This window comes from Micromonospora sp. NPDC005305 (assembly GCF_040607315.1).
Lineage (GTDB): Bacteria > Actinomycetota > Actinomycetes > Mycobacteriales > Micromonosporaceae > Micromonospora.
Window position 1 is genome coordinate 84930 of sequence record NZ_JBEXGL010000014.1, and the last position, 13593, is coordinate 98522.

Sequence of the window (13593 nt, forward strand, 5' to 3'; positions counted from 1 at the left end):
AGTGCCGCCAGCGAAACTGTCAGGCGCCGCCGCCCGGAGCAAGGCTCAGTAGTAGTTGTCGATCGGCTTGCGCGCCTCGTCGAACAGTGCCGGACCCTCATACCGCACCGGGGGAAGCGGCGGGGTGGCCGGCTTCACGTCCTCGAACTGTTCGGCGGAGAGGGCGTACACCACCCGGCCGAGGCCGGAGCGGTCGATCGCGGTCGCGCACATCGGGCAGGGTTGGCAACTGGTGAACATCGTGGTGGCGGCCGCCAGGTCGGGGGAGAGTTCCCGGGCGGCCCACCGGGCCAGCTTCAGCTCGGGGTGGGCGGTGATGTCGGAGTCGGAGACCACGGTGTTGTGGTCCTCGATCAGGACGGTGCCGTCCGCGGCTACCAACAGCGAGCCGAACGGCCGCTCACCGGATGCCCCGGCCTGGCTGGCGATCTCCACGGCGCGGCGGAGAAACTTCTCGTCGTCGAGGGTCATCGGTCCTCCTGGGATTTGTGATACGCGGCAATCGCCGCCAGGGTCCGCCACGCGCGTTCAGGCTGCCGGACTTCGGTCAGGTCGTCGTTGAAGGGGTCGAGTACCACGGTCTCCGCGCCGAGCAGGCGGATGCGGTCGAGGTCGGCGATGATCTGGTCGATGGTGCCGACACCGGCGAGCCGGTCCGGGGCGGTGACGGCTTCTCGGGTCTCGCGGAGTTTGATGCGCGGCGCCAACGCGGGCACCGGCCGCCCGAGTTCGTCGGCGGTGGCCTTCAGCCGGCCGACCGCCTCGGTCAGCCACCCGGGCGTGAACCGCAGCGGGTGCCAGGCGTCGCCGAGCAGGACCGCACGACGGGTGCCGGCGTCGCTGTTGCCGCCAACCCAGATCGGGATCGCGCCCGTGTCGTAGTCGTCGGTGTTCCGCCAGGCGTCGCGCATGGCGTGCAGGTACTCGTCGGTCAGTGCGCCGCGCCGCCGGTACGGCACGCCGAGGGCCTCGAACTCCTGCCGGGCCCAGCCGACGCCGACGCCGAGGACGAGCCGGCCGCCGCTGAGCCGGTTGAGGTTCGCCGCCATCCGGGCGGTGAGCAGCGGGTGCCGGTACGGGACGATGAGCACCGTCGTGCCCAGCCGGACGCGGTGGGTGATGCCGGCCAGCCAGGACAGCGTGGTGAACGGTTCGTAGAACGGCGCCGGGTACTGCTCGGCCACGTCCGGGGTGATCGCGATGTGGTCGGAGACCATCAGCAGGTCGAAGCCGAGGCCCTCGACCGTCTGCGCCCACTGTCGCAGCAAGTCCGGGTCGGTACCCGGGGCGAAGTTGGGTACATTCACGCCTATTTGCACGAGTCAAACGCTAGTCGGCGTCAGGCGCTTCGGGAACAGCATCTTCCCTGTCATCGCTGGCTTCCGCCGTGGATTTCCCGCTAGATTGGCCTAATGGGCGAGAATCTTGACGCTGTCGATTGGTCAATCCTGACCGAGTTGCAAACCGACGGGCGGGTACCGATCACCGAGCTGAGCCGCCGGGTTCAGCTGAGCGCGTCGGCGACCAGCGAACGGGTCAGGCGGATGGAGGCGATCGGCGTGATCGCCGGCTACCGCGCCGAGGTCGACCTGGCCAAGGCGGGCTTCGCCGTGCTCGCGGTGGTGCGGCTGAAGTATCCCGGCAGTCGGCATGAACCGCTGCACCGGTTGCTGGAGCGACGGCCGGAGATTCTGGAGTGCCTGCGCACCACCGGAGACGACTGCTATGCGCTGAAGGTGGCCGCGACGTCGATGGCACACCTGGAACAGGTCGTCAACGACCTCGCGGGGTTCGGCAGCGCCACCACCAACCTGGTCTACAGCGCCACCCTGCCGTACCGCGGCCCCCGCCCGGTGCCGCCGACCGCCTGAAGCGGAGTCACTACCGATCATCGGAAGCGGCGCCGGGGTGTCCTGGCCGTCCGCCCTTGTGCCGCCGGTAGTACCGGGCGACGCGAGCAGGCCGACGGCGGCCTCGGCGAGGCGCGCGGCGAGTTGTTCACCCAGGCTTGCGCCGCGGCGCACGCGTGCCTGCGCGGTTCCCCACACCCACCGCAGTTCCCGGATCGCGGTCGGCCTGTCACAACCACCGTCGTTCCCGGGCATGCCAGCCCAATTGAAGTCGGGACCGCGAGTTGGTGCGTTCCATCAACTGCTGCACCCGACGTACGACCGTGCGGCGGCTCATCCCGAGCCGGGCCCCGGCTGCCTCGTCGGTGAGTCCGGCGACCAGCAGGGAGAGCAGTTGCCGGTCCTCGTCAGTGATCGTCGGATCGCCGGACAGCCCATCGGCACCGGCCGGCGCCAGTGGGGTGGCCTGCGTCCAGACCGTCTCGAAGAGCGCGACGAGCGCGTCCAGCAGACCGCAGGGGTGTACGAGCAGCGCCGCGTCGTGCGCCGACGTGGTCCAGGCCAGTGGCAGCAGGGCGAGCGCCCGGTCGCCGACCGCCAGCTTGGTGGGCAGCGCCTCGACGATCCGGGCCTGCTCGCCCGAGCGCAGGTGCGTGGCCACCGTGCCGGCGAAGTCGGCGTCGTCCAGGCCGGACCGGTCGTAGACGGCCCGGTAGACCACGCCGGCGGCCTGGCGCTCCAGTTGGGTCCGGTTGACCGCCTTGGGTATGGCGTATGGCGGGGCGACCAGCACCCGCATCTCCCGGCTGGCCGCCAGCTGCACCCGCTCGAAGGCCCGGCCAACAGCCGCCCGGCCCACCACGATCTCGATCAGTTCCTCGGTGCGGCGGCTGCCCGGCGGCCGGTACGCCTCGTCGGCCAGCCGGCGGGCCGCGTCCCGGGCCCGTTCCAACTCGTCGCGCCGGCGCCGGACGAGCTGTTCGACTGCCAGCTCGGGAGGTACCGGCACCACCCGCTCCTCGGGTGCCGGGGTGAGGTGCACGAAACCCTCGCGGACCAGCGCGGAGACCTCCCGCCGCACCCGAGTCTCGCCGAGCCCCGCCCGGTCGGCGAGCCGGGCGACGCTGGTCGGGCCCCGCCTGACCAGGAGTAGATAGATCTGCTCCTGGTTGGCCGTCAGGCCCACCCCTCTCAGCACGATTCACCGCCTGGCTCATCTGAGCCATGGCGCAGGTGCGCTGCACCTAGGTCCTTTACCCTCTTGATCATCAGGTGTGACGCTGCCCCGGGCTGGACGTCGAGTCAAGGGGAAACAGATGGTCACATCGTTACGCAGGCTGCTCGCCCTGGTCGTGTCGGCGGCGCTGGTCGCAGCCGCTCCCGCGCCTGCGGGGGCCGATCCGTCCACCACCACCACCACCACCACCGTGGCGGGGCCGCCCGCCGCCGTCCACCAGGTCACCCTGGTCACCGGCGACGTGGTGGAACTGTCCACGTTCACCGATGGCCGGCAGGTGGCCACGGTCGACGACACCGCCGGCCCGGAACGCCTGGGCTACCACATCTCCGAGCAGGACGGCGACGTCTACGTCGTACCCGTGGAGGCGCTGCCGTACGTGTCGTCCGGGCGCATCGACCGGGCGCTGTTCGACATCACCGACCTGGTCGCCGACGGCTACCACGACGCCGCCCGTGACGACCTTCCGCTGCTCGTCACCGGCACCCCGGCCCGCGCCGGCGCCCGGGCGGCGGTGCCGGCAGTGCCCGCCGGCGTCACCCGTCGACGTGACCTGCCCGGCGTCGGCGCGGTCGCCGTCACCGAGCGCAAGGCCGGCGCCCGCGCCTTCTGGGACGCCGTCACCGGCGGCCACCCGGGCGCCACGGGTCCGCGGACCCTGGCCGGCGGCGTCGGCCGGATCTGGCTCGACCGGCGGGTCCACGCCGACCTGACCGACAGCGTGCCGCAGATCGGCGCGCCGGTCGCCTGGCGGTCGGGCTACGACGGCCAGGGCGTCAAGGTGGCCGTCCTGGACACGGGCTACGACCCGCACCATCCCGACCTGAAGGGCAAGGTGGTGAGGGCCGCGAACTTCACCCCCGAGTCCGGCCTGACCGACGTGACCGACCGGTTCGGGCACGGCACCCATGTGGCCGCGACCATCGCCGGCCGCGGCCGGGCCGGGCGACCCAGCGGCAAGGGTGTCGCGCCCGGCGCCAGCCTGTTGGTCGGCAAGGTGCTGGACCAGAACGGCTCGGGCGAACTCTCCTGGGTCATGGCCGGCATGGAGTGGGCCGTCGGCCAGGGGGCGCGGGTGGTCAACGTCAGCATCGGGGCGCCGGCGTCCGAGGGGCCGGACCCGATCACCGAGGCGGTCGACGCGCTGACCGCCCGGACCGGCGCTCTCTTCGTGGTGAGCGCCGGCAACTCCGGCCCAGGCGTGCAGACCATCACGACCCCGGGCACCGCGGCCAGCGCCCTGACGGTCGGTGCGGTTTCCAAGCAGGACGAGATTCCGTCCTTCTCCAGCCGAGGTCCACGGCTCGGCGACGGCGTCGTCAAGCCCGAGATCACCGCTCCCGGGGTCGGCATCGTCGCCGCCCGGGCCGCCGGTACCAGCCTCGGCGAGGTGGTCGACGCCTCGTACACCTCGATGTCCGGCACCTCCATGGCGGCTCCGCACGTCGCCGGCGCCGCCGCCCTGCTCGCGCAGAAGCATCCGGACTGGCGGGCGGACCGCCTCAAGGCGACCCTGGTCAGTTCCGCGACGGACCCGCGCGACGCACCTGTGTGGGAGCAGGGCGCGGGCCGCGTCGACGTGCCGACCGCACTCGCCCAGCAGGTGAGCGTCGCCTCGGCGACGGTGGCACTGGGCAAGGTGTCGTCTGACGCGTCGACCCAGCGCGCCACGGTCGGCTACCGCAACGACGGCGACAATCCGGTCACTCTGACTCTCGCCGCCGGGGCGCGGGTCGCGGGTGCGGACGACCGCCGGGCGGCGCTGTCGATCAGCCCTCGTACGCTCACCGTCCCGGCGCACGGCCGGGCCGAGGCAGCCGTCACGCTCGACCCCGGCCGGACCCACCCCGGCGGGTACGCCGGCCTGATCACCGCGCGCGCTGCCGGCCACGAACTTCGCACTCCGGTCGGTTTCGCCGTCGTCCCGCCGGTCCACACCCTCACCATCGAGGCGTTCGACCGGGACGGGAAGGCGGCGCACGGGTTCTCGAGCCGGGCCGAGGTGTGGAACCTCGACACCGGCGAGACCAGCTTCGCGTTCTTCTCCGAGGGGACGGCCCGGGTCGAGCTACCCGCCGGCCGGTACCACGTGATGACCGACGTGCTGAGCCTCGACGCCGGCGGCTGGCCGAAGGACGTCAGCCAGTTCGGCGAGCCGGAGCTGACGCTGGACCGCGATCGGGCGCTGCGCTACGACGCGCGCACCGCGACCGAGGTGCGGGTCGACACGCCCGAGCCGACCGTCACGTCCCGGTTCGCGCTGAGCTGGCAGCGCACCACAGCCACGCGCTCCCGGCTGAGTGGCTCGTCGTACAACCAGGCCACGGTGCGCCGGGTGTATGCGGCACCGACCCGACCGGTGACGACGGGCACGTTCCAGTACTTCGTCCGCTGGGACCTGACCGCGCCGCCGCTGACCGCCGAGGTGTCCGGCGGCATGACGCTCACCGAGCCGCGACTGCTCGACGGTGCGCAGGCTCTGGACGGCCGGCTGACCACGCGGCTGGTCGACGGCGGGGCCGGCACGTCGAGCGAGCTGGCTGGGGCCCGGGACGCGGCGGTCCTGCTGCGCTACTCGACCGCCGAGGCGGTGCCGGGCCAGTTGGCGGCGGCCCGGGAGGCCGGAGCGAAAATCGTCCTGCTGGCCCCGGAGGAGCCGGGCCTGCACTATGCCGACGCCGTCGGCGCCTCGGTCCCCGCGTACTGGATCCAGCCGGCCGACGCCGACCGGCTGCGGGAGCGGCTCGCCGCCGGCGGGGTCACCATCGCGTTGCACGGCCGACCTTACACTCCGTACCGGTACGACCTGCTACTCGTCGAACCCGCGGGGATCCCGCGCGACCTCCACTACACCGCCCGGGACCTGCGACTGGCCACGGTGGACACCGAATTCCACCAGTACCGGGCGGACATGGTGGCCACGGAGTCCCGCGCTGGATTTCCGGACGGGGTGACCACGGCTTTCGCCTTCTCGCGGGCGGTCGGTGGGGCGGGCCGGCGCACCGAACACGTCAGCACCCAGGCCGTGACCTGGCAGGGCTCCGCCGTCGTGGAGTCGGTGGCCCCGGGCCAGTCGGTCGGAGCCATGTGGGGGCCCCAGCGCCGGTTGCGGCCCGGCGACCGGGTGCGGGAGGTCTGGTTCCCGGCCCTGCTGCGGCCCGCCGTGCCGCGGACGCTGCCGAACTACGCCTACGGTGCGCCGCCCAACCGCTTCCACGACGCGATCCGGGTCGGCATCCCCCAGTACGCCGACGGCGACGGGAACCAGTACGGCTGGGTGGACGGCCGCTACCAGCGCGCCGAACTCGTCCTGCGGCGGGGCGACGCGGTGCTCGGCCGAAGTACCCGCTCGTCCGAGCAGTTCACCGTGCCGCACCGGCCCGGCTGGTACCGGCTGAGTCTCGACGTCACCGGCCTGCCCGGCGCGGCGGTGCTGCGCGACACGTCCACCGCGACGCATACGGCGTGGACGTTCCGCTCGGCGGCGCCGAAGGACGATCACCCGGTCGTGCTGCCGCTAATCCAGTTGGCCTACGACATCGACACCGACCTGACCAACACCGTCCGCGCCGACCGGGCGTACCCGTTGCTCGTGCGGCCGGGCTACCAGCCCGGCGCTGAGGGACCGGGCCGGTTCGATCTGGCCGTCCAGGTGTCCTACGACGACGGGGCGCACTGGCGGGCGGCGCCGCTGCGGGGCGCCGCGGCTTCGGTGCCGCCGGCCCCGGCCGGGGCAGGCTTCGCCAGTGTCCGGGTGACGGCCCGCGACCGGGCCGGCAATCGCATCGAGCAGACCGTGATCAGGGCCTGGAAGGTGCGGGGCTGACGGTGCTGACCGGCCGGCACCCCGCGGTGCCGGCCGGCCAGCACGGACCTACGCACGTCCGGCGTCGAGGACGTGGGCCACGACGCGCCGGTGCCCAGCCGCAGGAGGGCGAGGCCGGGCTGCGTCGCGCTGCCGAGCGGGAGCTCACGCAGACGGCGTGACCGGGGACCGCAGGCCGAGCCACTGCTCGGCGTCCCAGGCGTGGAACCGCTCCACCTCGGTGAACCCCAGCTTTGCCGCGAGGCGCATCGAGGCGGCGTTGGCGGTCTGGGTGGTGAGCACCACCGACTCGCCGGGAAGGACACCGTCGAACCAGTCGAGTGCCGCCGTGCACGCCTCGGCGGCGTACCCGGATCCCCAGGCCTGCGGCAGGAACAGGTACCCGAGATCGGCCTTTCCCACGGCCGCCGGGCGACGGTGCCCGGTCGCTCTCCTGAGCAAAACCTGGCCGATCATCGCCCCGTCGAGATCAACGACGAAGCTCCCGGGCCACCGCTCGGGCACCTCGGGCATCTCGCGCTCCAGCTCGTCGCGCGCACGGGGACCGCCGAGGTAGGTGTGCACCTCGGGTGACGCCAGCAGGTCGATGAACGCCGCACGGTCCCGGGCCTCGGACTCACGGAGCACGAGCCTCTCGGTCCGGACCGGCTCAGGCGGCCAGGCGACGGGTCCGAGGTCAGTCATGCCGGCCAGCCAATCAGCAGACCCGGCAGCGATCAAGGGATGGCGAACGGCAGGATCGGGATACGCCGGCGCGGCTCATGACACTGCCGGATCATCGCCGCCGACCTGTGGGACACGGGCGTCACCGGCAACCTCCTGCTGCCCGGGGCCGCGACCGTCACCGGAATGCTGCCCCTCGATGCCGTACCCGAGGGCCGGGCTTTCCTGGACCCGTCGGTGATGTGCCCGCCCGTGGTCTGGTTGGCGTCCGACGAGGCGTCCGGCGTGCACGACGAGCGCATCGTCGCCGTCGACTTCGCGCAGTGGTTGCGGGACAGGAACCCGGCGGCCGGCTGAATGCGGGGCGCGCCGCCGAGGCGCGGCCCGATCCGTCAGCGTTCCGGGTGGCGGCGGACGAAGTCCTCGTAGGTCTCGTTGGCGAGTTCGATCTCGCGGACCTGCGCGGCCAGTTCGGCGCGCCGGATGTCCGCGCTGGCCCGGGCGCGGGCCAGCCGCAGCTCGTGGCGCCGGTCCCGGGCGCACGACCAGCCCCGGACCGCGGCCCAGGCGATCCACCCCCCGGACGCCGCCAGGCCGGTCACCGCGAAGGCGAGCAGGAAGTCCATCTCGACATCTCCTTCGCTCCGTCAGCTGACGTCCCGCCGCGCGGCCAGCCAGCTGCCCGTTCCGAACATGACCAGAACGTAGCCCAGCAGGACGAGGGTCGGCACCAGCGCGCTCGAGGACTCCAGCACCCCGGGAGTGCCCCCGTCGAACTGGGACCGCGCGCCCAGCGCGCCGGCCAGGGCGCCGGAACTCGGTGCCAGCAGCACCTTCTGGAGCACGGTCAGCGGGCTCAGCGCGAGGGCGAGCGCGCTGACGGCGTTCTCCAGGACCAGCGTCCAGATGAGACCGACCGCGATGGCCGTGGTGGCGCTGCGGAAGGCGATCGCGAGGAACCAGCCGACGGCGGCGTGGGCGGTGCAGATCAGCCAGGCCCCGGCCACCGCCGCCGCGAGCCGCCCGGCCGACGGCCAGTCGGCGGACCGTCCCTCGACGGCGGCCAGAGAGCCGGTGCTCAGCGCCAGCACGCCGAAGGTGAGCACCGCGATGAGCAGGGTCAGCCCGCACAGGACGACGGCCTGCCCGGCCATGACCTGCACCCGCCGGGGCCGCTGGGTGAAGACCAGGTTCCACGTTCCCCAGCGGTATTCGTTGCCGACCACGAGCGCGCCGAGGATCACCAGGATGGCGCCCCCGAAGAGCGGGAACAGCCCGATCCCGGTGGGCACGAGCTGCCCGGGCAGGACGGCGGCCAGCAGGGACTCGGCGGACTTCGCCTCCTCCGGGTCGCCGGCCAGGGCCAGGTGCACGAGGTAGGGCACCCCGATGCCGAAGCCGAGCGCGAGGACGAGCCAGGTCGTCGTCACGGTCCACACCGCCGGCCGCTTCCGGTCGGCGAACCAGGCCGCCCGCACCGCCGCCATCATCGGACGCCTCCCGTCGTGGTTGCCGCTTCCTGCTCCCGGCCCGGCGGTTCGGACCCGGCCGCCGGCGGCCGCGCGGGCGCGGTCAAGCTGAGGAACGCCTCCTCCAGCGAGTGCCGCACGGGGCGTAGTTCCCGCACGTCGATCCCGGACTCGACCAGCCGGCGGTTCAGGGCCGCGGCCAGGGCGGGGTCGGTCGTGACCCGCAGCCGCCCGTCAGCCAGCTCCACCGACCGGACCCCGTCGTGCCCGTGCAGGCACTCCGCCGCCCGGTCGGCCGGGTCGGCCTCGATCACCAGCACGGCCTGGCCGAGGGACCCGCGCAGCTCGTCCGGGGTGCCGTCGGCGACCAGCCGCCCGGCGTCGATGACGACGATCCGGTCGCAGATCTGCTCCACCTCGCCGAGGACGTGACTGGACAGCAACACGGTGCGGCCGGACCGGCCGAGCGTGCGGAGCAGTTCGCGGATGTCGGTCACCCCGGCCGGGTCGAGGCCGTTGGTGGGCTCGTCCAGGATCAGCAGGCTCGGCTCCTTGAGCAGGGCGGCGCCCACGCCGAGCCGCTGCTTCATGCCGAGGGAGTACGTCCGGAACGGCGAGCCGGCCCGGTCGGTCAGGCCCACCTCCGTCAGCACCCGGTCGGCGGCCCGCTCCGGCGCGCCCGCGTACCGGGCGGCGAGCCGCAGGTTGTCCCGGCCGGACAGGTGCGGATAGAAGGCCGGCGACTCGATCAGGGCGCCGACCCGGGCGAGCTGCTCGGGGGTGCCCGGCGGCCGGCCCAGCACCTTGATGCGGCCGCTGGTCGGGCGGACCAGCCCGACCAGCATGCGCATCGTGGTGGTCTTGCCCGCGCCGTTGGGCCCGAGGAAGCCGAGCACCTCGCCCTCGCGCACCCGCAGGTCAAGGCCGTCCACCGCGGTGATCCCGCCGGGATAGCGTTTGGTCACTTGATGAATTTCAATGGCAAAACGGTCATTCCTCAACGTGCCACCGCAATCGTGCGATGCCGTGCCGTCGGAGCGTCGGTCGGGTTTTGCTTCGCGTTCATCCCGGATTCCTTCCCATTCCGACTGCACTCCGGGGTTTTTATTTCTTCGCCCGGACTTAGCGCTGCTTAAGGCTGGTCCCGCTGGTTTGGTGCGCCGTCGTGCCGCCACGCTCCCGCGTCAGAGGCGACACCCAGTGGCGGGGAATCGAGCCTCTGACCTGCGACGGAGTGACGACGCGCACAGAGTACCGAAGATCCATCGACTCCGGTAGGGCCGCCGTCCGGGCCGGCCGAGGTTTTTGTCTTAGCCGCAGCTCGACGCGCTCAAATCTGCTCGCGGCACTACCTCGTGCGAAACAATCTGTTGACGAAAGACATGACCTTGGGCAGCATGAAGACGCTTTCGAAGTGACCGTGGTCGTTGTCATGGGGGGTCGCATGAGCCAGCCGCCGGACGGTGCAACAAGCCTGGAAATGCGCCCCAAGTTGCGGCACGATGTCGTTTTCCTGGACGCCCCGGCCGGCGCGTATCTGCGGGGGCCGGACAGCGCGTTCCTGATCAAGGGCAGGTCGGCGTTCCGCTGGCTGACGTCGCTCAGCCCCTACCTGACCGGGGAGCACACGCTCGCCCAGCTCACGGCCGCCCTCGACCCGGGCCAGCGGCAGACCGTGCTCACCCTGGTGCGGGCGCTGCTCGAGCGCGGCTTCGCCAAGGACGCGGGGGACCGCACCCCGCTGCCCGAGCCGCTGGCCCGCCGCTTCGCCGCCCAGATCGAGTTCGTCGACCACTTCGCGGACGACCCCACCGGCCGGTTCCAGCGCTTCCACTCCGCGCGGGTGGCGCTCTGCGGCGGGGGAGCGGCGCTGCTGGCCGCGGCGAGCGGACTGCTCCGCAACGGCTGCGTCCGCCTCGACCTGCACCCCGACGACGGCCCCGAGGGGTACGCCGAGGCCCTGGCGCCCGAGCTGGCGGACCTGCGCGCCGACGGCCTGCCGGTCGAGGTGCGCTACCCCGGCGGGGCGCCGGACCTGCGCGCGGTGGACGTGGTCGTCTGCTGCACCGGCCCCGACGGCCTGGCCCGCCTGGCCGCCCTGGCCCGCGACTGCCACCGGCACGGGCCGCTGCTCGTGCCGGTGCGCTGGGACGACGCCCGCGCCGTGGTCGGCCCGACCGTCCTCGCCGGGCAGACCCCGTGCTGGCACTGCGCCCAGCTCCGGCTGGCCGCCACCGCGGACCCGGCGACGGCGGCCGAGTTCTGGCGCCAGCTGGCCGTCGGCGGCGACGTCGCCGCGGCCCTGCCCGAGGTGACCGCCCGGATGCTCGGCAACGCCGCCGCCTTCGAACTGTTCCGCGCGCTCACCGGCGCGTTCGCCCCGGACACCGGCGGCGGGGTCCTGCTGCTCGACACGGCCACCCTGGAGTCCACCCGGGAGCGGGTGCTCCCGCACCCGGCGTGCCCGGTCTGCCGCGACGTCGAGGTGGCCGACCCGGGGCCGACCGCCGGCTCCGACGAGGAGACCTACCAGCGGGCCGAGGCGCTGGTGACGCCGAACGCCGGCGTGTTCACCCGGTTCGTCGACGACCCGCTGGAGCAGGCGCCGCTGAAGACGGCCCGGCTGCGGCTGCCCGGCCGGCGCGGCCCCCGGGAGGTGACCGCCTTCGACGTGCACACGGTGATGGGCGCCCGGCTCACCGCGTACCGGGTGGCGGTCCGCGACCATGCCGCACGCCACGCGGACCCGGCCGCGGCGGTCAGCGCGTCGGCGGCCGAGCTGCGCGAGCGGGGCGAGGAGCCGGTCCCCTGGTCGGAGCTCGCGCCGACCGCGGTGCCACCGGGCGACGACCGGCGGCGCACCCGCTGGCTGACGGCCACCGTCCTGGGCGGGACCGGGTCGGTCCGGGTGCCGGCCGCGCTGGCGTTGCCGACCTCCGGGTTCAACGCCGATGGCTGGGCCGAGCCAACGGTGGCCGGCGCCGCCGCCGGTGGCTCCCTCGACGAGGTCGCCGACCGGGGGCTGGCCGACGCGCTGGCCTACCGGGCGCTGATCGACGCGCTGCGCGGGCGGGCCGAGGTGCGCCCGGTCGGCGAGGAGGAGCTGGTCGGCGACGACGACACCGCGTTCGTGGTCAAGGCCGCCCACCGGTTCGGCCGCCGGCTGTCGGTCTACACGTTGGCCGGGGCCGAGCCGGCGCACGCCGTGCTCGCCGTCGCCGAGCCGCCCGACGGCGGTGACCGGGACTGGGCGCTCGCCGGCGGGTACGACCCGGTCGCGACCCGGCTGGCGGCCGTCCGCGACGCGGTCGGGCGGGTCCAGGTGCGGCACTTCGAGGGCGCCGCCGCCGACCTCGGCGACCCGGTGCTGCCCGACTTCGACCCGGCTGTGCTGACGGTCGGCGACATCCCGGCCGCCGCGGCGGCCACGCCGACCGACCGGGCGGCCGTGCTGGCCGCGCTGGCGCAGCGGGGGACGAGCGCCCTGCTGGTCGAGACGACGACCCGGGACGTCCGGGCCACCGGGGCCTTCCGCAGCGGCGTCGTGCTGCTGCGCCGGCACGCCCCGGCGGCCGACTGAACCACCACGTCAGTGGTTTCGGCGAGGCACGCACCACGGGAAGGAGGTGACAACATGCCGATCACCCTGAACGACGAGCTCCGCGAGCTGGAGACCGAGACCTTCGAGATCGAGGAGGTCGAGGACGGCGGCGAGGCGCTCGCCGCCACCAGCTCCAGCTGCTCCTGCTCGAGCTGCTGCAGCTGCAGCACGTCGAGCTGCTGCAGCACCAGCACCAGCACCTCCAGCTGCGGCTGACCGGTCCGACGGGGTTGCCCCCGACGCTGACGAATCCGGTCCCCGGTGGGACACCGCATCGATGACGCACCATCCGCCGCCGGCCGACGCCGGCGAGTAGCCCCCTGCGTGCCTCCGCAGCCACCGTGGTGGTGCGGGCGGACCACCGACGACCGGCTCGAACGCGGCTCAAGGAGAGGCCTGTGCCCACACAACCCCCGACATCCGGCGTACTGCCCGACTCGGTCCGCAGCGAGCTTCGCGACCTGCAGACCGAGACGTTCGAGATCGAGGACATCGCTGATCTGTCCGCCGAGCTCATGGACATCTGCAGCAGCAGCACGAGCACGTCGAGCTGTTCCAGCTGCAGCACGTCCAGTTGTTGCAGCTGCACCTCGTCGAGTTGCAGCAGCACCAGCTGAGCGACGTCGCCGCCGGTCGCTCCGGACGGCCGCCGGCGCCGCGCGCCCTGACCGCCCGAGGGGAGGTGGAAGGAAATGCCGGAACTGACTGAGGAACTGCGCGCGCTGGAGACGGAGACGTTCGAGATCGAGGACGTCGACGCCATCGACGCGATGGTCATGGACTGGTCGAGCTCCAGCTGCTCCTGCTCCAGCTGCTGCAGTTGCAGCACGTCGAGCTGTTGCAGCAGCAGCACCAGCACCGGATGCGGCGGCGGGTGATCTGAACCCACCGCCGTACCGCCCCCGCCGGCGAGCCACGCCGGCGGGGCACCGGTTCCCCGCATCACA

Annotated in this window: 14 protein-coding genes; 7 read left to right on the forward strand and 7 right to left on the reverse strand. The window is 73.2% G+C overall.

Annotated features, from left to right (window positions below; genetic code table 11):
- Positions 1-45: 45 nt before the first annotated feature.
- Both ABZS80_RS22755 and ABZS80_RS22760 read right to left on the reverse strand, forming a co-directional pair.
- Positions 46-471, reverse strand: coding sequence for a nucleoside deaminase (locus ABZS80_RS22755; protein ID WP_355058751.1), 426 nt, complete (start codon positions 469-471; stop codon positions 46-48).
- Positions 468-1307, reverse strand: a complete 840-nt coding sequence (locus tag ABZS80_RS22760; RefSeq protein WP_355058753.1) for an LLM class flavin-dependent oxidoreductase — start codon at positions 1305-1307, stop codon at positions 468-470. Before ABZS80_RS22760 ends, ABZS80_RS22755 begins: the two co-directional genes overlap by 4 nt.
- A 105-nt stretch (positions 1308-1412) precedes the next feature.
- Here ABZS80_RS22760 and ABZS80_RS22765 point away from each other — a divergent pair, with 105 nt between their 5' ends.
- Positions 1413-1871: an Lrp/AsnC family transcriptional regulator gene (locus tag ABZS80_RS22765; RefSeq protein ID WP_355058755.1), complete on the forward strand. Its 459-nt coding sequence runs from the start codon at positions 1413-1415 to the stop codon at positions 1869-1871.
- Between the two features lie 208 nt (positions 1872-2079).
- On the opposite strand, the gene ABZS80_RS22770 is transcribed toward ABZS80_RS22765, so the two are convergent.
- Positions 2080-3048 carry a helix-turn-helix domain-containing protein gene (locus tag ABZS80_RS22770; protein ID WP_355058757.1) on the reverse strand — a complete coding sequence of 323 codons (969 nt, stop codon included), beginning with the start codon at positions 3046-3048 and terminating at the stop codon, positions 2080-2082.
- A gap of 118 nt (positions 3049-3166) precedes the next feature.
- Between ABZS80_RS22770 and ABZS80_RS22775 the strand changes: the two genes are divergently transcribed.
- Complete coding sequence (locus ABZS80_RS22775; RefSeq protein ID WP_355058759.1) at positions 3167-6913, forward strand: S8 family peptidase; 3747 nt, start codon at positions 3167-3169, stop codon at positions 6911-6913.
- Between the two features lie 144 nt (positions 6914-7057).
- Here ABZS80_RS22775 and ABZS80_RS22780 read toward each other — a convergent pair whose 3' ends face one another.
- Complete coding sequence (locus ABZS80_RS22780; protein ID WP_355058761.1) at positions 7058-7597, reverse strand: GNAT family N-acetyltransferase; 540 nt, start codon at positions 7595-7597, stop codon at positions 7058-7060.
- Positions 7598-7762: 165 nt separating this feature from the next.
- Here ABZS80_RS22780 and ABZS80_RS22785 point away from each other — a divergent pair, with 165 nt between their 5' ends.
- On the forward strand, positions 7763-7933 hold the full coding sequence (locus tag ABZS80_RS22785; protein ID WP_355058763.1) for a hypothetical protein: 171 nt from the start codon (positions 7763-7765) through the stop codon (positions 7931-7933).
- Positions 7934-7968: 35 nt separating this feature from the next.
- Here ABZS80_RS22785 and ABZS80_RS22790 read toward each other — a convergent pair whose 3' ends face one another.
- The 3 genes from ABZS80_RS22790 to ABZS80_RS22800 are packed head-to-tail and all read right to left on the reverse strand — an operon-like array spanning position 7969 to position 10010.
- On the reverse strand, positions 7969-8202 hold the full coding sequence (locus ABZS80_RS22790; protein WP_355058764.1) for a hypothetical protein: 234 nt from the start codon (positions 8200-8202) through the stop codon (positions 7969-7971).
- Between the two features lie 21 nt (positions 8203-8223).
- Positions 8224-9066, reverse strand: a complete 843-nt coding sequence (locus ABZS80_RS22795) for an ABC transporter permease (RefSeq protein ID WP_355058766.1) — start codon at positions 9064-9066, stop codon at positions 8224-8226.
- Entirely contained in the window at positions 9063-10010 is a 948-nt protein-coding gene (locus tag ABZS80_RS22800; protein ID WP_355058768.1) for an ABC transporter ATP-binding protein, read from the reverse strand. Before ABZS80_RS22800 ends, ABZS80_RS22795 begins: the two co-directional genes overlap by 4 nt.
- 515 nt (positions 10011-10525) lie before the next feature.
- On the opposite strand from ABZS80_RS22800, the gene ABZS80_RS22805 reads away from it, so the two are divergent.
- The 4 genes from ABZS80_RS22805 to ABZS80_RS22820 all read left to right on the forward strand — a co-directional run bounded on the left by ABZS80_RS22805 (position 10526) and on the right by ABZS80_RS22820 (position 13524).
- Entirely contained in the window at positions 10526-12625 is a 2100-nt protein-coding gene (locus tag ABZS80_RS22805) for a TOMM precursor leader peptide-binding protein (RefSeq protein ID WP_355058770.1), read from the forward strand.
- Positions 12626-12679: 54 nt separating this feature from the next.
- Positions 12680-12862, forward strand: a complete 183-nt coding sequence (locus tag ABZS80_RS22810; protein ID WP_046564715.1) for a hypothetical protein — start codon at positions 12680-12682, stop codon at positions 12860-12862.
- Between the two features lie 182 nt (positions 12863-13044).
- The gene (locus ABZS80_RS22815; protein ID WP_225853738.1) at positions 13045-13263 is read left to right on the forward strand and encodes a thiazolylpeptide-type bacteriocin; all 219 of its coding nucleotides are present in this window, start codon (positions 13045-13047) and stop codon (positions 13261-13263) included.
- 75 nt (positions 13264-13338) lie between these two features.
- Positions 13339-13524 (forward strand): thiazolylpeptide-type bacteriocin, encoded by a 186-nt coding sequence (locus tag ABZS80_RS22820; protein WP_046564718.1) that lies wholly within the window; start codon positions 13339-13341, stop codon positions 13522-13524.
- Positions 13525-13593 lie beyond the last annotated feature (69 nt).

Coding starts and splice junctions, on each gene's coding strand:
- ABZS80_RS22755 (WP_355058751.1), bottom strand. CDS start 471: ATGACCCTCGACGACGAGAAGTTTCTCCGCCGCGCCGTGGAGATCGCC.
- ABZS80_RS22765 (WP_355058755.1), top strand. CDS start 1,413: ATGGGCGAGAATCTTGACGCTGTCGATTGGTCAATCCTGACCGAGTTG.
- ABZS80_RS22775 (WP_355058759.1), top strand. CDS start 3,167: ATGGTCACATCGTTACGCAGGCTGCTCGCCCTGGTCGTGTCGGCGGCG.
- ABZS80_RS22780 (WP_355058761.1), bottom strand. CDS start 7,597: ATGACTGACCTCGGACCCGTCGCCTGGCCGCCTGAGCCGGTCCGGACC.
- ABZS80_RS22785 (WP_355058763.1), top strand. CDS start 7,763: ATGCTGCCCCTCGATGCCGTACCCGAGGGCCGGGCTTTCCTGGACCCG.
- ABZS80_RS22790 (WP_355058764.1), bottom strand. CDS start 8,202: ATGGACTTCCTGCTCGCCTTCGCGGTGACCGGCCTGGCGGCGTCCGGG.
- ABZS80_RS22795 (WP_355058766.1), bottom strand. CDS start 9,066: ATGATGGCGGCGGTGCGGGCGGCCTGGTTCGCCGACCGGAAGCGGCCG.
- ABZS80_RS22805 (WP_355058770.1), top strand. CDS start 10,526: ATGCGCCCCAAGTTGCGGCACGATGTCGTTTTCCTGGACGCCCCGGCC.
- ABZS80_RS22810 (WP_046564715.1), top strand. CDS start 12,680: ATGCCGATCACCCTGAACGACGAGCTCCGCGAGCTGGAGACCGAGACC.
- ABZS80_RS22820 (WP_046564718.1), top strand. CDS start 13,339: ATGCCGGAACTGACTGAGGAACTGCGCGCGCTGGAGACGGAGACGTTC.